Source organism: Streptomyces sp. NPDC058653 (genome assembly GCF_042716895.1).
Classification (GTDB): domain Bacteria; phylum Actinomycetota; class Actinomycetes; order Streptomycetales; family Streptomycetaceae; genus Streptomyces.
In genome coordinates this window covers 1-23,891 of record NZ_JBHXRM010000052.1, presented here as the reverse complement: position 1 = coordinate 23,891, position 23,891 = coordinate 1, and the positions used below count along the sequence as shown (strand labels likewise).

Annotated in this window: 20 protein-coding genes; 19 read left to right on the top strand and 1 reads right to left on the bottom strand. The window is 71.8% G+C overall.

Translation table 11 applies throughout. The features are described 5' to 3' along the window. Positions 1-35: 35 nt before the first annotated feature. The 13 genes from ACFWU9_RS31685 to ACFWU9_RS31625 all read left to right on the top strand — a co-directional run bounded on the left by ACFWU9_RS31685 (position 36) and on the right by ACFWU9_RS31625 (position 12,965). Positions 36-878 (top strand): TIGR03621 family F420-dependent LLM class oxidoreductase, encoded by an 843-nt coding sequence (locus ACFWU9_RS31685; RefSeq protein WP_384324513.1) that lies wholly within the window; start codon positions 36-38, stop codon positions 876-878. A gap of 131 nt (positions 879-1,009) precedes the next feature. Further along, positions 1,010-1,315, top strand: coding sequence for a putative quinol monooxygenase (locus tag ACFWU9_RS31680; RefSeq protein WP_384324512.1), 306 nt, complete (start codon positions 1,010-1,012; stop codon positions 1,313-1,315). Between the two features lie 101 nt (positions 1,316-1,416). Next, on the top strand, positions 1,417-1,989 hold the full coding sequence (locus ACFWU9_RS31675) for a DUF1772 domain-containing protein (RefSeq protein ID WP_384324511.1): 573 nt from the start codon (positions 1,417-1,419) through the stop codon (positions 1,987-1,989). A 190-nt stretch (positions 1,990-2,179) separates the two neighbouring features. Continuing rightward, complete coding sequence (locus ACFWU9_RS31670; RefSeq protein ID WP_384324510.1) at positions 2,180-2,530, top strand: NADH-quinone oxidoreductase subunit A; 351 nt, start codon at positions 2,180-2,182, stop codon at positions 2,528-2,530. Beyond that, the gene (locus ACFWU9_RS31665) at positions 2,521-3,687 is read left to right on the top strand and encodes a hypothetical protein (protein WP_384324509.1); all 1,167 of its coding nucleotides are present in this window, start codon (positions 2,521-2,523) and stop codon (positions 3,685-3,687) included. Before ACFWU9_RS31670 ends, ACFWU9_RS31665 begins: the two co-directional genes overlap by 10 nt. Then, on the top strand, positions 3,680-4,609 hold the full coding sequence (locus tag ACFWU9_RS31660) for an NADH-quinone oxidoreductase subunit H (protein WP_384324508.1): 930 nt from the start codon (positions 3,680-3,682) through the stop codon (positions 4,607-4,609). The genes ACFWU9_RS31665 and ACFWU9_RS31660 overlap by 8 nt, the downstream gene beginning before the upstream one ends. Positions 4,610-4,666: 57 nt before the next feature. Continuing rightward, positions 4,667-5,236, top strand: a complete 570-nt coding sequence (locus tag ACFWU9_RS31655) for an NADH-quinone oxidoreductase subunit J (RefSeq protein WP_384324507.1) — start codon at positions 4,667-4,669, stop codon at positions 5,234-5,236. Beyond that, complete coding sequence (locus ACFWU9_RS31650; protein WP_384324506.1) at positions 5,233-5,538, top strand: NADH-quinone oxidoreductase subunit NuoK; 306 nt, start codon at positions 5,233-5,235, stop codon at positions 5,536-5,538. The genes ACFWU9_RS31655 and ACFWU9_RS31650 overlap by 4 nt, the downstream gene beginning before the upstream one ends. Then, the gene (locus ACFWU9_RS31645) at positions 5,535-7,454 is read left to right on the top strand and encodes an NADH-quinone oxidoreductase subunit L (RefSeq protein ID WP_384324505.1); all 1,920 of its coding nucleotides are present in this window, start codon (positions 5,535-5,537) and stop codon (positions 7,452-7,454) included. The genes ACFWU9_RS31650 and ACFWU9_RS31645 overlap by 4 nt, the downstream gene beginning before the upstream one ends. A gap of 5 nt (positions 7,455-7,459) precedes the next feature. After that, positions 7,460-8,965, top strand: a complete 1,506-nt coding sequence (locus ACFWU9_RS31640; RefSeq protein WP_384324504.1) for a NuoM family protein — start codon at positions 7,460-7,462, stop codon at positions 8,963-8,965. Beyond that, positions 8,962-10,383, top strand: a complete 1,422-nt coding sequence (locus ACFWU9_RS31635) for an NADH-quinone oxidoreductase subunit N (RefSeq protein WP_384324503.1) — start codon at positions 8,962-8,964, stop codon at positions 10,381-10,383. The genes ACFWU9_RS31640 and ACFWU9_RS31635 overlap by 4 nt, the downstream gene beginning before the upstream one ends. 179 nt (positions 10,384-10,562) lie before the next feature. Continuing rightward, positions 10,563-11,522: a 5-dehydro-4-deoxyglucarate dehydratase gene (locus tag ACFWU9_RS31630; RefSeq protein ID WP_384324502.1), complete on the top strand. Its 960-nt coding sequence runs from the start codon at positions 10,563-10,565 to the stop codon at positions 11,520-11,522. A gap of 87 nt (positions 11,523-11,609) precedes the next feature. Beyond that, positions 11,610-12,965 (top strand): enolase C-terminal domain-like protein, encoded by a 1,356-nt coding sequence (locus ACFWU9_RS31625; protein ID WP_384324501.1) that lies wholly within the window; start codon positions 11,610-11,612, stop codon positions 12,963-12,965. Positions 12,966-13,104: 139 nt separating this feature from the next. Here the strand turns inward: ACFWU9_RS31625 and ACFWU9_RS31620 are convergent, their stop codons facing one another. Beyond that, positions 13,105-13,680 carry a TerD family protein gene (locus ACFWU9_RS31620; RefSeq protein ID WP_189109133.1) on the bottom strand — a complete coding sequence of 192 codons (576 nt, stop codon included), beginning with the start codon at positions 13,678-13,680 and terminating at the stop codon, positions 13,105-13,107. A 762-nt stretch (positions 13,681-14,442) separates the two neighbouring features. On the opposite strand from ACFWU9_RS31620, the gene pstC reads away from it, so the two are divergent. The 6 genes from pstC to ACFWU9_RS31590 all read left to right on the top strand — a co-directional run bounded on the left by pstC (position 14,443) and on the right by ACFWU9_RS31590 (position 23,784). Continuing rightward, entirely contained in the window at positions 14,443-15,444 is a 1,002-nt protein-coding gene (pstC, locus tag ACFWU9_RS31615; RefSeq protein WP_384324500.1) for a phosphate ABC transporter permease subunit PstC, read from the top strand. Positions 15,445-15,583: 139 nt separating this feature from the next. Then, complete coding sequence (gene pstA / locus ACFWU9_RS31610; protein ID WP_384324499.1) at positions 15,584-16,864, top strand: phosphate ABC transporter permease PstA; 1,281 nt, start codon at positions 15,584-15,586, stop codon at positions 16,862-16,864. After that, positions 16,861-18,576 (top strand): phosphate ABC transporter substrate-binding protein PstS, encoded by a 1,716-nt coding sequence (pstS, locus tag ACFWU9_RS31605; RefSeq protein WP_384324498.1) that lies wholly within the window; start codon positions 16,861-16,863, stop codon positions 18,574-18,576. The genes pstA and pstS overlap by 4 nt, the downstream gene beginning before the upstream one ends. Beyond that, positions 18,573-21,041, top strand: a complete 2,469-nt coding sequence (locus ACFWU9_RS31600) for a hypothetical protein (RefSeq protein ID WP_384324497.1) — start codon at positions 18,573-18,575, stop codon at positions 21,039-21,041. The genes pstS and ACFWU9_RS31600 overlap by 4 nt, the downstream gene beginning before the upstream one ends. A 200-nt stretch (positions 21,042-21,241) precedes the next feature. Next, positions 21,242-22,210, top strand: a complete 969-nt coding sequence (locus tag ACFWU9_RS31595) for a hypothetical protein (RefSeq protein WP_384324496.1) — start codon at positions 21,242-21,244, stop codon at positions 22,208-22,210. Positions 22,211-22,386: 176 nt separating this feature from the next. Continuing rightward, positions 22,387-23,784: an Ig-like domain-containing protein gene (locus ACFWU9_RS31590; RefSeq protein WP_384324495.1), complete on the top strand. Its 1,398-nt coding sequence runs from the start codon at positions 22,387-22,389 to the stop codon at positions 23,782-23,784. Positions 23,785-23,891: the final 107 nt, after the last annotated feature.

The following is a 23,891-nucleotide window of genomic DNA, read 5'->3' as shown; positions in this document are numbered from 1 at the left end:
GCGTCGGCCACGCGACCCACGTACGGAGGACAGAGATGTCCCAACGCCCGTTCCGCTTCGGCATCAGTCTCCTCACCGTCGGCTCACGGTCCGCCTGGCACGCCCGGGTCCGCGAGGCGGCGGATCTGGGATACGACGTGCTCCAGGTCGCCGACCACCTCGGCACCACCGCGCCCTTCCCGGCGCTGGTGGCCGCGGCCGAGGTCACACGGATGCGGCTGGGCACGTTCGTGCTCAACGCAGGCATCCTCAGCCCCGCCTATCTCGCCCGCGACGTCGCCGACGTGCACCGGCTGACCGACGGCCGCCTGGAACTGGGGCTCGGCGCCGGCTATGTCCCGGCCGAGTTCGAGGCCGTCGGTCTGCCCTTCGGCACCGGCGGCGAGCGGCTGCGCAAACTGGAGGCGACCCTCGCGGCGACCCGGTCCCTGCTCGCCGCGGAGGCCGACGCGCCCCTGCCGCCGATCCTGCTGGGCGGCGCCGGGGACCGCATGCTGCGGTTCGGCGGACGGGAGGCCGACATCTTCAGCTTCTCGATCATGGCCGGGGTCACCGAGCACATGGCCCCGGAGGACGCGCTGGCGCGCCGTATCGGCATCCTGCGCGAGAGCGCCGGAGACCGGTTCCCCGACATCGAGCTGAACATCTTCGTCGCTGCGGTGGCCGCCAGTCCCGTGGAGGCCGACCTCGACATCATCCGCCGGGCGAGCGGGCTCCCCGAGGAGCAGCTCACGCAGCTGCCCGGCGTGCTGACCGGATCGCCCCAGGAGATCGCGGAACGGCTCCAGCGCTATCGCGAGCAGTTCGGCATCACCTACATCAGCGTGCTGGAGCCGCACATGGCCGCCTTCGCCGAGGTCATCAAGCTGCTGCGCTGAGCGCTGACATCGGCTCAGGGACGTCGCCCACGGACGCGGCCGAGCGGTTGCGGCCCCCGACGGTGGTTGCGAGAGTGATTGCTGTGGTGATCAAGCCGGTCATCCTTCGAGAAGACGGAGAGGCCCGGGTCATGTACCAGATTCTCGTTTCTTTCACCGTCCGGCCCGAGCATCGGGACGACTTCGTCCGGGCTGCGAAGAAGACGGCTCGTGACTCCGTGGCGAACGAGCCTGGCTCCGCCCGGTTCGAGCTTCTGGAGGACGAGAAGGACTCCACGGTCTTCTATCTGAACGAGGTCTACGCGGACGCCTCGGCCCTGGAGACCCACGCGGGCGGCCCGTACTTCGGCGCGTTCTTCGCCGAGGTCAGCGGATACGCCGAAGGCCCCACCTGGCTCATGCGCGCGAACCGCGTCGAGAACAACGCCGCCGCCTGATCCCTCCCGGACCCACCCGTCCCCGGTGGCTGGACGGCGGCGCATGGGGCCGAGACCCTCGCGCATGGTCACCCCGGACGGCCGCTGTTGTACTCGAAACCATGACAGACCACACCCCGCGTCAGCGGCGCGCCCGGCGCGACAGCCTGAGATCCGTGATGCTGATTCTGGCGATCGTGACCACCGGACTGCTCGCCGGTGTCTTCGCGAGCTGGTCGAACGCGATCATGCCCGGTCTGCGCGAGGTCGACGACCGTACCTTCGTGGCGTCGTTCCGGGCGCTCGACGAGGCGATCACCAATCCGTTGTTCCTCGGGGGATTCACCCTCGCCCTGCCGCTCATCGCGCTGTCCGCCGTCCTCCACCGACGGCCGGAGCACCGCGCGGTGCTGGTCTGGGTCGGGGTGGCACTGGTGTGTTACCTGATCGCGGTCGTGATCACGTTCGGCGTCCATGAGCCGCTCAACGGGGAGTTCAGGACCGCGGCCGAACCCGGCGCCGGTGTGGGGAGCGCCGCCGCTCGGGCCCGGCTCGACGAGGCGAAGTGGACGGCCTGGAACACCGCGCGGGCGTGGGCGTCGACGATCGCGTTCGGCTGCCTGGCCCGGGCCCTGGTGATCCGTGGGCGGCTCGACGCCTCACCGGCGAGGACCGGCCCCCCGGCGTCGGCCTGACGGACGGACACATACCGGCCACCACCGCCTGTGGGTCGTTTCACCCGTCTGCCGCCGCACGCTGTCGCCCCTGGTGGGGGCGGCTCGGGCACCGTAGCCCTAGTGCCCGAGCCACCGGCGTACACCGGCCGCGTGCGACCGGGCGTGCGGCCGATTCGATGTGACGGGGAAGCGGGGAAGGCGTGAGCGGATGAACGGCTTCACGGCCGCGCTGTCCCTGCTGGCCCTGGCACTGCTCGTCGTGGCCGGTCTCCACGGCGCCGGGCGCGCCCTGCGCGTCTCGCACGAACCGTTGGACGCCCGGCCGTTCGGGTCCGGGCACGAGCCTGTCGAGCACGCGGTCAGCCGCTTCCATCTGCGCTGGTACACGGTGTCGATGCTCTTCCTCGCCTTCGACATGGAGATGGTCTTCATGTATCCGTGGACGCTCGTCATCTCCGTGATGGGGCCCACCGCGGTGATCGAGATGTTCGTCTTCCTCGGCGTTCTGCTCTGCGGCGTCGTGTATGCCTGGCGGGAGGGGGCGTTGCGATGGGCCTGACGGACCTTCTCCTGCGCGCGGCGGCCCTCCGGCCGCGCGTGCTGCTGGTGACGACACCCGGCGGGACCCCGGCACGGCTGGCCGCCGAGAGGGAACTGCGCTGCCGGGGCTGGGCGGTGGCGCCGACACCGGCCTCGGCGGATCTGCTGCTGGTGGCAGGCCCCGACTGCCCGACGCTGGAATCCCAACTCGACAGGGTGTGGCGGGACATGGCCCGTCCCCGCGCACGCCTGCGGGCGGAGAGGCCCGAGGACGTGGCGTCGGTCCTCGACACCGGGCGTGCCCGGCTGGGCAGGACGGAGCGCGGGCGGCGGAGCCACGAGAGAGCGGCGGCCGATCACAGCGGCGACAGCGACGGCATGGGCATGCCCGCCGGGCTGCCGATGGCCCAGCTCGGCGAGGACCGCGACGGGCTGACCCTGGACCGACTGCACGTGTCGCTCGGGCCGTTCCTCGCCGACTGGCCGGCCGGACTGGTCGTGCGGGTCGTGCTCCAGGGCGATGTCGTCCGGTCTGCGCAGCTCGGCGAACCGTACGCGACCGGCCCCGCCGGCCCGTTCTGGAGCGGGCCCTGGATCCGGGCCTCGGCCGGTGAGCCGGTGCGCCTCGCCGAGGCCGCCCGGTGCCGGGCGGCGGCCCATCTGGACAGTCTGGGCCGGTTGCTGGCGGTGGCGGGCTGGCCCGCCGAGGCGCTCACGGCCCGGCGGCTCCGCGACGATCTGCTGGAGCGGGCACCCGCGAACGCCGTTCTGCCCCGGGCGGTCCGCTTCGCCCGCCGCGTGGGCCGGTCCCGGACCCTGTACCGGCTGACCCGGGACATCGGCCCGCTCACCGCCGCCGACGCGCGGGCCGCGGGGGTGGGCGGACCGGCGGCGCGGGCGGACGGGGACGTACCGGCCCGCTACCGGCGGTGGCTCTCCGACGCCCTCGCCGACATCCGGCGACCGGACGACGGAGCCACCCTTCTCGACCCCCGTACGGAGGAGAGCCCGCGCGGCCCGTGGGACGCCGGACGGCCCCCGTCGGCCGCCCTGGCCGCCCTGCTGCCCCGGCTGCTGGAGGGTGCCGAGCTGGCCTCGGCGCGTCTGGTCGTCGCCAGCCTCGACCCCGACCCGGACGAACTCGCCGTCAGGCACCCGGAGGTGGCGCGTGGTTGAGGCGGGAGCGTGGTGGACCCTGCCGGTGGCCCCGGCCCTGCTGCTCGGCCTCGCGGTCCTGGCCGCGGCCGGCGACGCCGCGCTGGACGACCGGGCCTCCGGACGGACCGTCACCCCTCTCGGCGCGCTGCGTCCGCTGCTCGCCGTGCCCCGGGCCCTGATCGCGCAGCCCAGACGGCTCCCCGCCTCGGACCGGCCGTTGTGGCGCCTGGGCGTGGTCACCGTGCCTGTCGCGGCGGTGCTGTCCACGCTGGTGATCCCGTTCGGGAACCACGCGGTCGCCGATCTCTCCGTGGGAGTCGTGTGGTTCAACGCCATGGAGGTGCTGACCTGGGCCGGGCTGTGGCTGGCCGGGTGGGGCCCGAACGCGGCGTTCTCCCTGGTCGGCGGTTACCGCTTCGTCGCCCAGGGCCTCGCGTACGAACTGCCGTTGATGTTCGCCCTGATCTCGGCCGCCACCGGCGCGCAGTCCCTGCGGGTCACCGAGATCGCCGGCGCGCAGCACGGCCTCTGGTACGCGGTGTGGATGCCGTTCGCCTTCGCCGTCCATCTGGCCGGGGTGCTCGCGTTCAGCTTTCTGGGCCCGTTCGCCCATCCGGCCGGCCGCGACATCGCGGGCGGTGTGCTGGGCGAGACCTCGGGGGTGGACCGGCTGCTGCTCCAGGCCGGGCGGTGGCTGTGGCTGGCGGCCGGGGCGGCGATGGCGGTGCCGCTGTTCCTGGGCGGCGGCGCCGGTCCGGGGCTGCCCGGCTGGGCGTGGTCGCTGGTCAAGACGGTGCTCGTGCTGGGGCTGTTGGTGTGTGCGGCGCGGCGGCTGCCGGTGCTCCGCGCCGACCGGTACGTGGAGTTCGCCTGGGTGGTCCTCCTGCCGGCGGCGGTCGCGCAGGCGCTCGTGCCGGCCCTCGTGGCCCTCGGCCCGTAACGCCGCCCGTCCGGAACAACCCGTCGGCCGACCCGGCCCGTGGAGAAGGAGCGTGTGATGGGCGTGACGCACACTGTGCTGCTGTGGGTGCTCGGTCCGCTCGCCCTGGCCGGCGGTGTCCTGGTCTTCACGCTCGACTCGATGGCCCGGGTCACCTTCGCGCTGCTGGGCTGCCTGGTGTGCGTCGGCGGCGTGGTGACGGTGCTGGGACTGCCGTACCTGGGCGTGGTGATCGTGCTGATGATGGTCCTGGAGATGGTGATCATGGCCGGGTTCATGGTCGCGTACATGATGGATCCGGCCGGTCTGATGCCGATGACGATGCGGCACAACACCCGTGGCGCGCTGGTCATCAGTGGCGCGGTCTTCGCCGCGCTGGTCGCCGGGATCGCGCTGGTGCGCCGGCCCGCCCGCACGGGTGCGCGGCCGGGCGACAGCACCTTCCAGTTGGGCGTGTCGCTCATGGGGGACCAGATGCTCACCATGATCACCCTCGGGTTCGTGCTGCTGGCCACCATGGTCGGGGCCACGGTGCTCGCCGCCGGGCGCGGCCGTTACGACCGCTTCGGCGACGATCTCGACCGCCGGCCCGCCGACGACCCGGCCGGTGGGGGAGTGGGCCGATGACGTACGAGCTGCTGCTGGTCCTCGCCGCCGGACTCTTCTCGACCGGGCTGTTCGGCGCGCTCTCCCAGCGGTCCATCGTCATGATCATGATGGGGATCGAGCTGATGATCGGCGGCGTCGTCGTGGCCGCCGCCGTCTACTGGTCCTTCCTCTCCCCGGCCGCCGCGAGCGGCCAAGTGGTCGTCGTCGCCGCCGTGTTGGCGATGGCCGTGGAGATGGCCATGGGCTTCGCCGTCACCACGGCCCTCTACCGGGCCCGGCGCGCGGAGACGACCGACGCGGCCGGGGATCTGAAGGGATGAGCGCGCTGCTCTGGGCGCTGGTCACGCTGCCGCTCGGCGCGGGAGCCCTGCTCACCGTGGCGGTCCCACGGCGCGACCGCTGGGTGCCCGCCGTCGCGGTGACAGTGGCCGTGGCCACGCTCGGGATCGCGATCGCCGCCGCCCTCACCCGCCCGGCCGTGCGCGCGCCCCTGTTCGCCGGGATGGACGCGGGCCTCGCGGTCGACGGCCTGTCCGCGGTCATGGTGGTCACCGTCGCGGCGGTCACCACCGCCGTCCTCGCCTTCGCGGTGGGGGAGTTCGGCGCGGACGCCGGTAGCGAACGTTCCGCCGACGCGGGCCGCGAACGTTCCGCGGACGCCGGCCGCGGCCGGTTCTTCGGGCTGATGCTCGTCTTCTCCGGCGCCATGCTCGTCACCGTCACCGCGACCACCCTCCCCCTGCTGCTGATGGCCTGGGAGCTGATGGGCGCCACCAGTTGGGCGCTCATCGGCCACCGCCGGCGAGCGCCCGGCACGGCGCTCGCCGCCGATGTCGCGTTCCTGACGACCCGTACGGCCGACCTCGGCCTGTACGTGGCGGCGGGTGCCGCCCTCGCCGGGGGCGTCACCACCCTGCGTCTCGACGCCCTGCCGGGGGCCGCCTCGCCCTGGCCGCATGTGATCACCGCGGGCATCGTGCTGGCGGCGCTCGGCAAATCCGCCCAACTGCCCTTCTCCTTCTGGCTGTCCCGGGCCATGGAGGGACCCAGCCCCGTGTCCGCACTGCTGCACTCCGCCACGATGGTCGCCGCCGGTGCCTATCTGCTGCTGCGCCTGGAACCCCTGCTGACCGCGACCGGCTGGGCCGGGCCGCTCGTCGCCTGGTCCGGCGTGGTGACCGCCCTCGCCCTCGGAGTGGTCGCCGCCGCCCAGACCGACCTCAAGCAACTGCTCGCGGCCTCCACCTGCGCCCAGATCGGCTTCATCGTGCTGGCGGCCGGCAGTCACGGGGTGGCCGGGGGCACCACCCAGCTGGTCGCCCACGCCGCCACGAAATCCGCCCTGTTCCTCGCCGCCGGCGCCTGGCTGACGGCGCTGGGCACCAAGCGGCTGCCCGCCCTGCGCGGTGCGGCCCGCGCCTACCCGCCGGTCGGCGCCGCCTTCACCGTCGGCGCGCTCACCCTGGCCGGACTGCCGCCGCTGTCCCTGTGGGCGGCCAAGGACCAGGTGCTCGCCGCCGCCCGGACCGAGAGCGTCGGTCTCTACGTGGTGGGGCTCATGGCCGCCGCCGTCGCCGCCGTCTACAGCCTCAAGGCCCTCTGGTACGTCACCCGGCCCCTGCCGCCCGGCCCGGAGACCGGCTACGACACCGAGGGACGCGGCACCCGTCACACCGCCCGTACGACACCGGTCCCGCTCCTCGCCCTCACCTTCGCCGCCGCCGTCCTCGGCGTACTGGCCCTGCCGGGGCCGGACTCCTGGCTCCGGGGCCTGCTCGGCGCCGAGGGTGAACCGTCCCCCGAGGCGTGGGAGCCCGCCCTCTCCGCCTGTGTCGCCCTCGCCGCCGCCGGGTTCGTCCGGTGGTGGGCGTCGCGCCCCGTGCCCCTGCCGCGCACCGCCGTGCGAGGGGCCCGGAACTGGCTGTTCCTTGAGCGGACCGCGCGGCTCACCGTCTTCCGTCCCGTGCTCGCCCTGGCCAGAGCGCTGGCCGTCTTCGACGACCGCGTCGTCGACGGCGCCGTACGCGGGATCGCCCGGGGCGGACTCGCGGCGGCGCAGCTCGCCCGCCGCCTGGACGACGGCGGCGTCGACGCGGCCGTGCGCGCCGTCGCGTCCGGCGCCCGGAGTCTCGGCCGCGCCGCGCGCCGCCCGCAGACCGGACTGCTCCACCAGTACTACGCGCAGGCCGCCGCCGGCTTCGCCGCGCTCGTCCTGATCATCCTTACCGTGAGGTAGACCCTGTGCTGAGCGTCGTCACGTTCCTGCCCCTGCTGGTGTGCGTGGTCCTGCTGCTCCTGCCGCGCACCCTCCCGGACAGGGCGTACCTCTGGATCTGGACCGGCACCGCCGCCGCCGATCTGGCGCTGGTCGTCGCGGTGTGGGCGGGGTTCGAGACCGGCGCGGGGGTGCGGTACGAGGAGCGGGCGCGCTGGATCCCCGGCGCCGGCGTGGGCTACCACGTGGGTGTGGACGGCCTGTCGCTGCCGCTGGTGGCGCTGACCTGTCTGCTTTTTCTGGCCGTCGCCGTCCACTCGCTCGGCGAACGGCGGCGGGTGCGCTCCTACGTCTGCCTCTTCCTCTTCCTCCAGACCGTCTGTGTCGGCCTGTTCGTCGCCCTCGACCTGATCCTGTTCTTCGTCTACTTCGACCTGTCGATCGTCGCCATGTTCTTCGTGATCGCCGGCTGGGGCCACGGCGAACGTGCCCGCGCCGCCGCCCTGAAGTTCTTCCTCTACACCTTCACCGGCTCCCTCGCCCTGCTGCTCGGCTTCATCGGCCTGTATCTGGCGGCCGACCCCCACACCTTCGACATCGTCGACCTCACCCGGAGCGACCCGCTCGCCGGCCGGGGGACGTACGCGGGCCTGGTGCTGCTGGCCATCGGCGTCGGGCTGGCGGTCAAGACCCCGACCGTGCCGTTCCACACATGGCTGCCCCCGGCCCACACCGAAGCCCCCGCCACCGGCTCGGCGATCCTGGCCGGGGTGCTGCTGAAGATGGGCACCTACGGGTTCGTACGGATCGCGATGCCGCTGCTGCCGGGGAGCTGGCGCCACTACGCGCTGGTCATCGTGGTCGTCGGGGCGGTGTCGGTGGTGTACGGGGCGCTGGTGGCGCTGGCGCAGACCGACTTCAAGCGCATGATCGCGTACACGTCCGTCAACCACATGGGCTATGTCGTCCTGGCCGTCGGCGCCGCCGGGACGCTCGCCGGAACCGACGCCCAGGCCCGGTCGCTCGCGGTGACCGGAGCGCTCACCCAGATGGTCAGCCACGGCCTGATCACCGGCGCGCTCTTCCTGCTCGCCGGAGTGCTGTACGACCGCGGCCGTACGTACGCGATGGACGCCTACTCGGGACTGGCCGCCCACACACCGCGGTTCGCGGCGGTCACGGCCGTGGCCGCGTTCGCCGCCCTCGGCATCCCCGGCTTCTCCGGATTCATCGCCGAGTTCCAGATCCTCACCGGCAGCCTGGCGTCCCAGACGGTCGCCACGGCCGTCGCGGTGACCGGCATCGTGATCACCGCGGCGCTGTTCCTGACCGCGCTGCGGCGCGTGTTCTTCGGTACGCCCCGGCTGCCACCGGCCGTGCCCGCCGACGGCGTAGCCGATCTGAGGGGCACCGAGGCGTGGTCGACGGTGACCCTGCTCGCCGTGGCCCTGGTGATCGGTGTCGCGCCGCGCTGGCTGCTGGACGTCGTCGAGCCGGCCGGCCGCACCCTGACCGGGCTGGTCGCCAGGTGAACCAGAACCTGACCGCGCTGCTCCCCGAACTCCTTCTGCTCGGCGCCGCTGTCGTCGGCCTGGTCACCGGCTCCTGGCTGCCCCGCCGCCGCCAGTGGATCGTCGCCGCACTCGTCGCCGCCGCGTGTACGGCCGGTCTCACCGCCACCGCCGTCACCATGGCCACCGGCCGCGAACAGACCGTCTTCTCCTCGGCGTTCGCCGTCGACACCGCCACCGACATCGGCCGGCTGATCGTCCTCACGGCCCTGCTGCTGATCGTCGGCATGTCCGTGGAGACCGTCCGCGACCACCGCAACGAGACCGAGTACTGGGTCCTGCTGTCCCTGTCGGGCGCCGGCACGCTCGCCATGACCGGCGCCGACGACCTGCTGATGCTGTTCGCCGGCTATCTGCTGGCGAGCCTGCCCGCGTACGCGCTCGCCGCGTTCGCCAGGGACGCCCGCGGCACCGAGGCCGCCCTGAAGTACTACCTGATGGGCGCCCTGCTCGGCACCACGATGCTCGCCGGTACGGCCCTGCTGTACGGCGCGGGCCACACGACCGGGTACGGCGCGCTGAGCAAGGCCCTGCCCGGCGCGCCGTACGGACCGGTCGCGGTCGGACTCGTCGGCGTCCTGGCCGGACTCCTCTTCAAGATCGGCGCGGTCCCCGCCCACTTCTGGGTACCGGACGTCACCGACGGCGCGCCCACGCCGGTCGCCGCGTACGTCACCACCCTCCCCAAGATCGGCGCCCTGATCGCCGCGTACCGCCTCCTCCACCAGGCGTTCGCCGACAGCGACGTCAACTGGCCGCTGCTGGTGGCGGTCGTCGCCGCGGCCACGATGACCCTGGGGAACCTGGCGGCGTTCTTCCAGACCTCCGTGAAACGGCTGCTGGCGTACTCCACGATCAGTCAGGTCGGCTATCTCCTGATGGCCGTCGCCGTCGCCACCCGCAGCGAACTCGCCCAGCGGGGCCTGCTGTTCTATCTGGCCGCCTACACCGTCACCCATCTCGGCGCCTTCGCCGTCCTCACCGAACTTCCCCGGGCCCGCTCCCTCGCCGACTACCGGGGGCTCGCGCGCTCGCGCCCCGGCCTGGCCGCCGTCCTCGTCGTCTGCCTCCTCGGTCTGGTCGGCACCCCGCCCACCGGTGTGTTCCTCGGGAAACTGGAGGTCTTCAGCGCGAGCGTCGACGGCGGCCAGACCTGGCTCGCCGCCCTTGCCGTCGCCAACACCGTGGCGTCCCTCTTCTACTATCTGCGCTGGCTCGGGCCTCTTTTCGTCACCACCGGCGCGGCGCCCGCCGCCGCGCACGCGGTACGTGGACGTGCGGCGGCCGTCACCGCCTGTACGGCAGCCGTGCTCTCGCTGGCCCTCGGTATCGGGGGGCAGGCCCTTCTCACGCTCGCCGACGACCCACTGCTGCCCTGAAGTGCCCTGGGGCGAGGGCCACTTGAGCGGAGGGGCCGGTCCTCGGCCCGGCACTCGCCGGTACCGGGACGGCGTGTCCGTGGCGGGGACCCATTGACCAGTCTTGTTCATGGTTCTAGCCTGAGTTCTCATACGTAGACGGCATGCGGCATACTCCTAGGGGAAAGCAGGGCGGAAGCATGGCAGCGCTGAGCGTGGAGACCGACGAGGTGACCCGGCGGCTCCGTGCTGCGACGACGAGGGGCGTGCTCTCCTTCCCCCTGACGAGTTTCCAGGCGGACGGCGATCTTGACGAGAAGGCCTACCGGGCCTATCTGGCCGCCCAGTTGGCCACCGGGCCCGGTGCCGTCTTTCCCGCCTGCGGGACCGGCGAGTTCAGCGGGCTGGACGAGGACGAGTACCGCACGGTCGTCACGGCCACCGTCGAGGTGGCGGCCGGCCGGCTCCCCGTGGTCGCCGGCACCGGCTACGGCTGGGCGCAGGCCCTGCGCTTCGCCCGGATCGCCGAAGAGGCGGGCGCCGACGCCCTGTTGGTGATGCCGCACTATCTGGTCGAGGCCACCCAGGACGGTCTGGTCGAGCAACTGCGCCGGATCGCCGCCGGCACCCGGCTGCCCCTCGTCGCCTACCAGCGCGGACCCGTCGGCTTCACCCCCGAGAGCCTCCGCCGGATCGCGGACATCCCCACCGTCATCGGCCTCAAGGACGGCCACAGCGATCTCGACCGGCTCCAGCGCCTGACCCTCGCGGCACCCGACGGCTTCCTCTTCTTCAACGGCGCCGCCACCGCCGAGATCCAGGCGCGCGCGTACGCCACGGTCGGCGTCCCCGCCTACTCCTCCGCCGTCCACGCCTTCGCGCCCGAGATCGCCGACGCCTTCTTCTCCGCGCTGCGGGACGGTGACGAGGCCACGGTGAGCAAGCTCCTGCGCGACTTCTACGTACCGTTCGTCGAACTGCGCGACCGGGTGCCCGGCTACGCCGTCTCCCTGGTCAAGGCCGCCGCCCGGCTGCGCGGCCTGCCCGTCGGCCCCGTACGCGCCCCCCTCACCGACCCCGGCCCGGCGGACCTCGGGGACCTGGGGGAGCTCCTCGACCGGGGCCTGGACCTGGTGGGGGCCCTGAGACGGCGCGCCTGAACGGGCTCCCCCGCATGCACCCAAGCCAGCGACCGGGGACCCAGGAGACTGGTGCCCGCACACCCTCGTCCGTAAGGATTGCCGACCATGAGCACGCGTACCCGTACGAGCACGAGCGGCCGGCCGACCGTCACCGCGTTCTCCGTCTACCCGGTCGCCGGCCGGGACTCCATGGAGCTGAACCTCTCCGGCGCGCACGGGCCGTACTTCACCCGTAACGTCGTGATCATCGAGGACTCCGAGGGACGGACGGGGCTCGGCGAGGTGCCGGGCGGGGAGAAGATCACGCGGACGCTGCGCGACGCCGAGTCGCTCGTCGTGGGCGCGGGAGTCGGGGACTTCAAACGGGTCCTGCGCGAGATCGGGGAACGGTTCGCGGGCCGGGACTCCGGGGGCAGGGGCGGTCAGACCTACGACCTGCGGACGACGGTCCACGCCGTCACCGCCGTCGAGTCCGCCCTCCTCGATCTCCTGGGACAGCATCTGGACGTGCCCGTCGCGGCGCTGCTCGGCGACGGGCAGCAGCGCGACTCCGTGCGGGTGCTCGGCTATCTCTTCTACGTCGGCGACCCCGACCGGACCGATCTGGAGTACGTCCGTGAACCCGACGCGGCCGAGGAGTGGTACCGCGTCCGGCACGAGGAGGCACTGACGCCGGAGGCGATCGTCCGCCAGGCCGAGGCCACCCACGACCTGTACGGCTTCCGGGACTTCAAGCTCAAGGGCGGTGTCCTGGAGGGCGCCGAGGAGGTCAAGGCCGTACGCGCCCTCAAGGACCGCTTCCCCGAGGCCCGGATCACACTCGACCCCAACGGGGCGTGGTCGCTGCGCGAGGCGGTCGAGCTGTGCTCACCGCTCGTGGGCACCCTCGCCTACGCGGAGGACCCGTGCGGCGCCGAGGACGGCTACTCGGGGCGGGAGATCCTGGCCGAGTTCCGCCGCGCCACCGGACTACCGACGGCCACCAACATGGTCGCCACCGACTGGCGCCAGCTGACCCAGGCGCTGGCCCTCCAGTCGGTGTCCATCCCGCTGGCCGACCCGCACTTCTGGACCATGCAGGGGTCGGTCCGCGTCGCCCAGCTCTGCGAGGCGAGCGGTCTGACCTGGGGCTGCCACTCCAACAACCACTTCGACATCTCCCTGGCCATGGTGACCCACTGCGGCGCCGCCGCCCCCGGCGACTACAACGCCCTGGACACCCACTGGATCTGGCAGGAGGGCCTGGAGCGGCTCACCACCGCCCCGCCGCGCATAGCGGGCGGCGAGATCGCCGTCCCCGACGCTCCCGGCCTGGGGATCAGCATCGACATGGACCGGCTCCTCGCGGCCCACGAGCTCCACCGGGAGAAGGGGCTGGGCGCGCGGGACGACGCGACCGGGATGCGTTGTCTCGTCCCTGGGTGGGAGTTCGACGCGAAGAGGCCCTGTCTGGTGCGGTGAGTCCGCGGTCCGCCTGACGGGGCGACACGACGACACCACGGCACGACGACACGGCGACACGACGAGGCCGCCGGTCCCGGGAGCCCGCTTGCTGCCCCCCGGCCCGGCGGCCTCGCCGTCGTTCGAGCGGTGCCCGAGATCAGACGCCCACGCCGAAGTCGGTGGCGATACCCGAGAGACCGGAGGCGTAACCCTGGCCCACCGCGCGGAACTTCCACTCCGCGCCGTTGCGGTACAGCTCACCGAAGACCATCGCGGTCTCCGTCGAGGCGTCCTCCGTCAGGTCGTAGCGCGCGAGTTCGGCGCCACCGTCCTGGTTCACCACGCGGATGAAGGCGTTGCGGACCTGGCCGAAGCTCTGGCCGCGCGACTCCGCCTCGTGGATCGAGACCGGGAAGACGATCTTGTCGACCTCGGCGGGCACACCGGCGAGGTTGACCTTCACCGACTCGTCGTCACCCTCGCCCTCACCCGTGAGGTTGTCACCGGTGTGCTCGACCGAACCGTCGGGGCTCTTCAGGTTGTTGTAGAAGATGAAGTGCTGGTCGGAGGGGACCTTGCCGTCCGCCTTGACCAGCAGCGCGCTCGCGTCGAGGTCGAAGTCGGCGCCGGTCGTGCTGCGCGCGTCCCAGCCCAGGCCGATGAGCACCGCCGTCAGGCCCGGGGCCTCCTTGCTGAGCGAAACGTTGCCGCCTTTGGAGAGGGAAACTCCCACGATCTTCTCCCGGTGCTCGTTGGTGTGCGCGATGGTGTGGACCGATCAAAATCTACAACACTGTAGAAGTTGTCGGGCGGTCGCGTCGGTCAGGCGGTGGCCGACGGGCCGGTCCCAGTTCCCAACTCGCCTTCCGCGCACGAGGAAAGGGCTTGCTCCCGGTGTACTGCGAGCGCCCTAAGGGCAACTTCGTGATGAAATCCGACGGCGTTGTCGGGTTTGTGGCGCCTTCTGTCACGTCCGTCTCACTAGGTTGCGCCTGCCGTCCCGCTCTCCGATGGGGCGGCGGGGGTGGGGACGAGATGACTGACACAGGTGGCCTGGACGCCGGCGACAGAGCGGACAGAACGGACGCGAGTGGCGCCCGATGCCGGATAGACGTGGATGCTGACGGGGCGTACAGCTGGCGGGTGATCGCGCAGAACGGCCGCGTGGTCGCGGTGTCGGCGGAGCCGTTCGGTGAGTACGGACAATGTCGCAGCGCCTTCGAGGCGTTGTGCCGAGGTCGCGCGGAGCTCGCGGGCGCCGTGCAGCACACGGCGGGAGGTAATGGCTGGATGTGGTTATTACGTGACGCCGAGGGCGGTGTGGTAGCCGTCTCGGCGCGTCCCTACGAACGGCATTCGACCTGCCGTGCAGCTTGGCAGAGATTCCACGCCCTGCTCACCCAGATGGTGGAAGTTACGGGAAGTTGCCCTTAGGGCACACCTCGTTCACATCTCGGTGCGCGGACGTCAATCGCGTATCGACAACGTCGGCCGCGTGACCAGAAAAGTGAGTGGGGCGGAAGCCGAAGCGCCCCGGAGGCTGTACGCGGACCCGGGCCTGCCCGACCGTGTCTTCCGGGGCGTCGCCCGTGGCGGGGGCGGGCTGGTTCTCGCCGTCATGCTCATGGTGGGCGGGTTTCTGCTCTACCGCGCCTGGCAGGCGCTCTCCAAGGCGGGCTGGTCGTTCCTGACGACCGAGGCCTGGGAACCGGACGCCGGCCGCTTCGGCATCGCGGCGGTGCTGGTCGGGACCGTACTGATCGCGCTGGTCGCGATCACCGTCGCGGTACCGCTGGCGATCGGCGGAGCGCTCTACATCTCGGAGTACGCGCCGCCCCGGCTGCGCCAGACGCTGATCGGCATCGTGGACCTGATGGCGGCCGTGCCGTCGGTCGTCTACGGCTTGTGGGGTCTGTTCTTCTTCGAGGGCCAGATCCTGCCCACCGCGCGCTGGATCGCCACCTATCTGGGCTGGATCCCGATCTTCAAGGTGAACGGCGCCGATCCGGCCGATCCGCTCGCGCCGGAGACCGTCTACACGTCGTCGACCCTCATCGCGGGTGTCGTCGTCGCGCTGATGGTCGCGCCGATCGCGTGCTCCGTGATGCGCGAGGTGTTCTCGCAGGCGCCGGTCGGCGAGCGCGAGGGCGCGTTCGCGCTCGGCGCGACCCGCTGGGGCATGATCACCAGCGTCGTCCTGCCCTTCGGCAAGGGCGGCATGATCGGCGGCACGATGCTCGGGCTCGGCCGCGCGCTGGGCGAGACCATCGGCGTGTATCTGATCATCTCGCCGGTCTTCGAGATCCAGTGGCATGTGCTGCAGAGCGGTTCCAGCTCGGTCGCGGCGCTGATCGCCCTGCGGTACGGCGAGGCGAGCGAGTTCGGCATGTCCGCCCTGATGGCCGCGGGCTTCGCGCTCTTCCTGATGACTCTCGTCGTCAACTTCGCCGCCTCGTCGATCGTCGCCCGCAGCCGTTCCGGAGCTTCGAGCGAATGAGACCGGAGCGAATCAGGCCGGAGCGAGCGAGGCCGGAGCGATCGAGGCCGGGGCGACCGACGCCGCGACGAGTGGGACCCCGACGCGTGGGGCCGGGGCGCCCGAGAGAAGTCAACAAGTCGATGAGGGGACACCGCAGATGACCATCGCGCCGGAGAAACCGGCCGCGCCGGGCAGTTCCGGTCCGCATCTACGCGCGCAGCGTGTGGGGGAGGTGCGGCGCTCACCGAGCCAGCTGCGCGCCACCGACGTGTACGCGCTGCTGGGCGCGGCCGCCGCCGCTCTGTCCCTCACCGGGCTGATGTTCACCATGCTGCTGCCGTTCAGCGGTGTCGTCGGGTTCCTGGTCGTCGCGTACATCCTGTTCCTGCTGCTCTACGGCCTGCTGGTCTCCTTCGACGAGGCGGGACCCGCCGTACGCGACCGGATCGCCGCCGTCGTGATCCAGAGCCTCGGCCTGGTGACGGCCGCGGCGCTCACCTGCGTCGTCGTCTACACGCTGTGGGAGGGGCGCAAGGCGCTGCCCCATCTGAACTTCTTCACCGAGGACATGGCCGAGGCGGGTCCGCTGGACCCGCTGACGACCGGCGGCATCCTGCACGCGATCCTCGGCACCCTCCAGCAGATCACCATCGCGCTCGCCATCACGGTGCCGACCGGGCTGCTCTGCGCGGTCTTCCTCAACGAGGTGCCGGGCCGCTTCGCCCGGTTCGTACGGACCGTCGTCGAGGCGATGACCGCGCTGCCGTCCATCGTCGCCGGTCTGTTCATCTACGCGACGATCATCCTCGCGCTCGGTTTCGACCGGTCCGGCTTCGCGGCCTCCCTCGCGCTCTCCGTGATGATGCTGCCGATCATCATCAGGGCCGCCGACGTGGTGATCCGGCTGGTGCCCGGCAATCTGCGCGAGGCGGCGTACGCGCTCGGTACCTCGCGCTGGCGCACCGTCTGGCACGTGGTGCTGCCGACCGCGCGCTCCGGGCTGACGACATCCGTCATCCTCGGCACCGCGCGCGGGGTCGGTGAGACCTCGCCGGTGCTGCTCACCGCTGGATTCACCGCCGAGATCAACGGCAACCCGTTCGAGGGGCCCCAGCTCTCGCTGCCCCTCGCCACCTTCGAGTTCGTCAAGTCGCCCGAACCCACCATGATCGCGCGCGGGTTCGGTACGGCGGCGGTGCTCATGGCACTGGTGCTGCTGCTGTTCGTCATCGCACGGGTCATCGGCGGGCGCGGCCCCGGTCAGCTGACGCGCCGTCAGGAACACCGCAGGGTACGGGCGTCCAGGCAGGACGCCGAGCGCTTCGCGGCCCGCGCGGCCGCCGGACCCACCGACGCCGTTCCGCCGCCCGGCCGCCGCCCCGGGTTCCTCACCAAGCAGCCGAGTCCACCCCGTACACCCCGAAGGAGTGCCCCGTGAGACCGGCCACCGTCTCCCGACTGACCATGGCGGTAGCCGCGTTGCTCTGCGCGCTGCTCGCCCTCCACCCGCCGGCCGCCGAGGCGGCCTCGTACACCAAGATCAGCGGCGCGGGCTCCACGTGGAGCTCCAACGCGCTCGACCAGTGGCGCCGCAACGTCGCGTCGAACAGCGGCATGACCGTCAACTACGCGGCGCTCGGCTCCTCGGTCGGCCGTGAGCAGTTCAAGAACGGCACCGCCGACTTCGCCGTCTCCGAGATCCCCTACGGGCTGACCGAGGCCGGCGCCACGGACGCGCCGCCCAAGCGCGGCTACGCCTACATGCCGATCGTCGCGGGCGGCACCGCCTTCATGTACAACCTCAAGATCGGTGGCAAGAAGGTCACCAACCTCCGGCTCTCCGGCGACGTCGTCACCAAGATCTTCACCGGGAAGATCACCATGTGGAACGCCGCGGAGATCCGCGCCGACAACCCCGGGCTCAATCTCCCCGCGCGCCGGGTCATCCCGGTGGTGCGCTCCGACGGCTCCGGTACGACGGCGCAGCTGACCACCTGGATGTCCAAGCAGCACGGGGGCCTGTGGAACGACTACTGCCGCCGGGCAGGCCGGTCCACACCGTGCGGAATGACCTCGTACTTCCCCGTCGTGCCCGGCTCCTCGCACATCGCCAAGTCCGGTTCGCTCGGTGTCTCCGGCTTCACCAAGCAGGGGCACGCCGAGGGCGCGATCACCTACGTCGAGTACTCGTACGCGATCACGACCGGTTTCCCGGTGGCGAAGATGCTCAACGCGAAGGGGTACTACGTCGAGCCGACCGCGTCGAGTGTCGCCGTCGCGCTGATGAAGGCCCGTATCAACCAGGACAAGAGCTCGCCGAACTATCTGACGCAGATCCTCGACGACGTCTACCGCTCGGCCGACGCCCGCACGTACACGCTCTCCAGCTACAGCTACATGATCATCCCGACCAAGGCCGAACAGCCCTTCACCACCGCCAAGGGCAAGACGCTCGGCACCTTCGCCAACTACTTCCTCTGCGACGGCCAGCAGCAGGCCGAGGAGCTCGGCTACTCACCACTGCCCAAGAACCTCGTCCAGGCCGGCTTCTCGCAGGTCAAGAAGATCCCCGGAGCGCCGTCCGGCAGCACCGACATCTCCAAGTGCCGTAACCCCACCTTCTCGGCGGACGGCTCCAACACCCTTGCCAAGAACGCCCCTTACCCCAAGGCGTGCGACAAGCGCGGTCCGACGCAGTGCGCGGACGGTACGGCGGGCGCCAAGGAGAAGACATCCGTGAAGCCCGGCGCGTCGGGCAGCGGCGACGGCGGCGGCACGGGCGGCTCCTCCACCGGCGGCGGCACCGGGGGCACCGGCACGGGCGGCGCCTCGGGCGGTGCCGCGACCGCGGGCGCGTCGGGCGGCTCCACCGAGGGCGCCACGGGCGCCGGCGGAGCCTCCGGCGAGACGGCGGGCAGCGCGGCCGGCGGTGCCATCGACCCCGACACCGGCGAACTGATCAGCGACGGCTCCGCCGGAGACTCCTCGGTCGTGGCCAACCCCGTCACGCTCGCCTCGGGTGAATCCGGCGGTCTGCGCGGCGTCCTCATGGCCCTGTCCGCGGTCCTGCTGCTCGGCGTGGTCGTCGGCCCGCCGCTCACCGCACGCGCCCTGGCCGCGCGCACCCGACGCAAGGAAGGCTTCCGATGAGCAGGCCCACGGCTGTACGCATCCGGACGACGACGGGCATCGCCGCGCTGTTCGCCGCCCTCGTGGTGGCGCTGCTCCCGCTGCCCGCCGCCACGTCCGCGCAGGCGGCACCGGCAGGCTCCGCCGTGACGGTGACCGGCAGGAAGGGGACGTACGACGACTTCTCCGACCTCAAGGTGACCGTCCACCAGACCAAGCAGCTGCGCGCGCAGGGTGTGCGCGTCACCTGGACCGGGGCCAGGCCGACCGAGACCGGCTTCAACTACAACTACCTCCAGCTGATGCAGTGCTGGGGCGACGACCCGTCCGGGCCCAGCCGCGAGCAGTGCCAGTTCGGCGGCAGCGGCATCACGCAGAACGGCGGCGGATGGGCCGCGCTGCGACAGATCGACGGTCCGGCCGACCCGGCGGAGACGGAGTACGTCGGCAACGGGCAGGGCGAGAGTTACGTACCGTTCCGCCCCGCCAACGGCGAGGCGCCGACCACCGGTTCACGCGACTGGACCTACTTCGGAAACCTCAACACCAACGAGGAGCCGTACGCGATCACGCACGCGGACGGCACGGGCGAGTTCACCTTCCCGATGTACACCGACCAGGAGGCCGACCAGCTCGGCTGCGGCGCTCCCGTGAAGCAGGGAGGCACCGTCAAGGGGCGGGGCTGCTGGCTGGTGATCGTGCCGCGCGGCGAGCACGACGTCGACGGCACGACCGGCCAGGGCAACCGGCTCCAGTCCTCCCCGCTCACCGCCTCCAACTGGGCGCAGCGGATGGTCGTCCCGCTCGACTTCCTGCCCGTCGGCAACAGCTGTCCCGCCGACCGGGCGGAGCGCCGGGTGACCGGCTCCGAGCTGGTGACCGACGCCATCTCGTCGTGGCAGCCCGCCGTCTGCACGTCCCCCGGCGGCGCGAAGTTCGCCTTCAGCCAGAGCGGTGAGGGCGGCGCCAGGGACACGATCTCCCGCGCGGTCAGCGGCGCGCCCGGACTCGCCTTCACCGTCGATCCGCTACAGGCGCCGGCCGACGGACCCGACGTGGTCCACGCGCCGGTCGCGATCAGCGGACTCGCGGTCGGCTTCTTCGTCGAGATGCCGGGCTCCGGGGAGCTGGAGTCGATGAGACTCACCCCGAGACTGCTCGCGAAACTGCTCACCTCCTCGTACCAGAAGGATGTGACACGCGCCCGCCGGGATATTCCGGAGCATGTCAAGGACAATCCGCTGAGTCTTTTCCACGACCCGGAATTCAAAGAGATAAACCCCGAGTTCAAGGACTGGAAACCGACGTCCCTGCCACCCATGAGTCTCATGGTGCAGCTCGCGAACACGGACACCACGCGAATGACATGGCAGTGGCTCAGATCGGACCGTGAGGCGAAGGAATTCCTGTCGGGCACCGCGGACCCCTGGGGCATGAAAATCAATCCGTACTTCGCGGACATCGGTCTGACCACCGACGTGTCCCTGTCGGACTTCCCCAAGGCGGACCCGACCCGGACGACGGTGACCATCGGCGAGGAGACCCTGGAGTACGGCACCACCGAGGTGGCCCCGTACGTCCAGGACATGCACGACGGCGCGCTGCGCACCCGGCGCGGCAACAACCTGGCCACCACCACGCCCTCCGCGGGCGGCAACGGCTCGCCCGCCAAGCTGGTCAACACCCCGCCGATGCCCGGTCAGCGCATGGTCCTCGCGCTCGTCGACGCCGCGTCCGCCGCGCGGTACGGCCTCCAGACGGCGGCCCTGCGCAACGCCGACGGCAAGTTCGTCACCCCCACCGCGGGCTCCCTGCTCGCGGGTGTGGCGGCCATGAAGAAGTCCCCCGTGCCCGGGGTGCTCGGAACCGACCCGGGCGCGGCGAAGGGCGGTGCCTACCCGCTGGCCTCGGTCGTGTACGCGGCCGGGTTCACCAACACCCCGGCCGATGACCGCAAGGACTACGCGGGCCTCGTCCGCTACGCGGCGGGCGCCGGCCAGGCACCCGGTGTCTCGCCGGGACAGCTCCCGCCCGGATACGCGCCGCTGCCCGCGGCGATGCGCACGCAGGCGCTGGCGGCGGCCGACCGGCTCCAGAACGCCGAGGAGGCCGGCGGGGAGGGCGATTCCGGTGGCGGCGACGGCGCCGCGATCGGCGGCGGCTCCGCCGGGGGCTCCATGGCCGGCGACGGATTTACCAGCGGGGGCGCGGCCGGCGCGGCCGGCGGTTCCGGCGGGGCGGGCGGCTCCGGCGATCGGTCCGCCGACCCGGACGCGGCGGCGCCCGAGGTCTCCGCGACCCCGCCCGACCCCGACAAACAGAACGTGGCCGAGTCCGGCGGGCTGACCCCCTCCACCGTCCTCGGGATCATCCGCTGGGTGCTGCTCGGCGTGCTCGTCGCGGGCGGCGTCGCGGCCCTTTCCGGCCCGATACTGCTGCGCCTTTCGGCCCGGAAATCAGGGCCGGGCTCTCCAGGAGTCACCTAGGAAATCATCTCGTAACCTGATCAACCTTATGAGTTGGTGGTCGGCCGTCACCGGATACGGAAAGGTAATCGGTGGCCGGTCGACGGGCCGGCGGACCAAGAATTCAGAATTCTGCGCCACTGCGATTCCGCGTTTTCGCGATTCAGTGTCTTCGCTTGACCGTCCATTCCTCGTATCCGTCATCACGGAGGAGAACCGAAGTGAACGTCAAGTCCCGCGCACGTATCGGTGCCCTTGTCGGCGCCACCGCCCTCACGCTCGGCGCCCTGGCCGTCCCGGCCTCCGCCGACGTACCGCCCGGTGACTACCGGGTGCTTGCCGGCGTCGGCTCGGACACCACCCAGGACGTCCTGAACGGCCTGGGCACCGCCGTCGACGGCGGCGACCTCATCGCCTCGTACAACGCCACCGGCTCGGCGACCATCAAGACGCGTGCGACCAACTGTGTGATCACCCGCCCCAACGGCTCCTCGGCGGGTATCACCGCGCTGAACAACGCGATCGACAACAACACCGGCTGCATCGACTTCGCGCGCTCCTCGCGCGGTGTGGCCAACAGCTCGACGACGGACCTGACCTTCATCCCGTTCGGCAAGGACGCGGTGACCTTCGCGGTCCGCGGCAACAGCGCGCTGCCCAAGGCGCTGACGACCGCCCAGCTCACGTCCATCTACACCTGTGAGACCACCGAGCTCAACGACGTCGAGCTCACCCCGCTGCTGCCCCAGGCCGGCTCCGGCACCCGCTCCTTCTTCCTGGGCGCGCTGGGCCTGACCGAGGACACCTTCGGTGCCTGCGTCGACGACACCGTCCAGGAGCACAACGGCGAGGAGCTGGACAGCGCGGGCGACATCGCCCCGTACTCCATCGCCCAGTACATCGCCCAGGGCAACCAGCCCGGCGACGTCATCGACCGTCGCGGCCTCGCCGTGCTCGGCTCGGTGAACGGTGTCCAGCCGACGCTGGCCGACGGCACCCTCAACACCGCCTTCCCGTTCAACCGCAACGTCTACAACGTCGTCCCGACCGCCAAGCTGACCGACCCCACCATCAACGCCGCGTTCGTCGACGGCGACTCCAAGGTCTGCCTCCAGGAGTCCGTCATCGAGGAGTACGGCTTCGGAACCGTCGACAACTGCGGCAGCACCATCACCAAGGGTGAGAGCTGATCACCATCAGCTGACCGCTCACCGGCCGGGCACCCCTCAGGGGTGCCCGGCTCCACGGCGTATCCCGGCACCGGGAGACGCCACCGCCCACCGGCCCCCACGCCACCGCTCTCCACACCACCTCCCACAGACCGCAACTCCACCTCATCGACAGTCCCATTGGGGGGCAACCCGCCATGAGAAGCACCGCACTACCGGACACCCGGTCCGGCACGTCCGCCGTCACCGCCCTGCTGCTCTGCTGCTCGCTGCTGCTGGCAGCGGTCGCCGCCGCCGTCGGCCTCGCCCCCCAGGCACGGGCGGCCGAGAACCTCGGCGAGCTGACGTTCGCGACGACGTCGGGCAAGATCGCCGACAGCCCGACCTTCCCGAAGGTCAGCACCGGGGCGGCCTGCCCCACCGACTACGCGGCGCAGCTCCAGCTGTCCCTGGTCCTCTCGACGGGCGGCACCGCCCTGCTCGGCCGGACCAGCGTCGGCGCGCCCTACAACCAGGGCCCCCTGACGGCCGACATCCCCGTCGGTACGCCGCTGGAGACCCGGCTGCGCAACGCGATCCCCACCGGATCGCTCGACGGTACGTACGAGATCCGTCTCTTCTGCCGTAACGCCACCAACGTCGGTCCCGAGTACTTCACCGCCCAGATCCAGGTCACCGGCGACTCCTGGGCGGTCAAGGCCGCCCCCGCCACACCGACCACCACGAGCCTGGCCGCGACACCGGCGGGCACCGCCCCCGCCGGGGCCGAGGTCACGCTGAAGGCCGCCGTCACGCCCGCCGACGCGGCGGGCAAGGTGACGTTCCTCGACGGCAGCGACGTGCTGGGCGCGGTCGACGTCGCCGCCGGCGCCGCGGAGCTGAAGACATCGGCGCTCGCCGCCGGCGCGCACTCGCTGACCGCGAAGTTCGTCCCGACCGACCCGGCCGTGTTCGACCCCTCCGAGTCACCGGCCACCACCTACACGGTCACCGAGGCCGGCGACCCGTCGGACCCGCCGGGCGAGGACCCCGAGGACCCGGCCGATCTCGAGGTCACCGACGAGGACGGCACACCGCTGGACGTCAACCCGACGCTCACCGCCGGGCAGACCGTCCTCGTCACCGCCCGCGGCTACACCGCGGACTCCACCGTCAAGGTCGTACTCACCGGCAGCGAGGCCACCTTCCCCGACGCCACCGCCGACGCCGAAGGCACCGTCACCGATTACGAGTTCAAGGTGCCGGACCCGCTGGAGGACGGTTCGTACACCCTCACGCTCACCGAGGACACGGCGGAGGGCCACCTCGTCGAGTTCGTCTTCGGTATCGGCGACGCCCCCGACCCCGACCCCAGCCCGAGTGAGTCGGAGAGCGCCGACGGCGGCGCCACCGGCGGCACGTCGGAGGGTTCCGGCGGCGGTGACACCGGCGGCTCGGGCGGTTCGGGCGGCTCCGGAGGCGACGACGGCGGCTCCGGGCCCCTGGCCTCGACCGGCAGCAGCGCGCTGACGCTGGGCCTGGCCGCGCTCTGCCTGTGCGGGCTCGGCACGCTGTTCGTGGTGCGCGCCCGGCGCGGGGACCTGCTCAAGTTCTGAACCCACGGGGGGGGGGGGGGGGGGGGCCGCCCCCCCCCCCCCCCCCCCCCGGGCCCCCCCCCCCCCCCCCCCCCCCGGCAAGAAAAAAAACAAAACCGCCACCACAC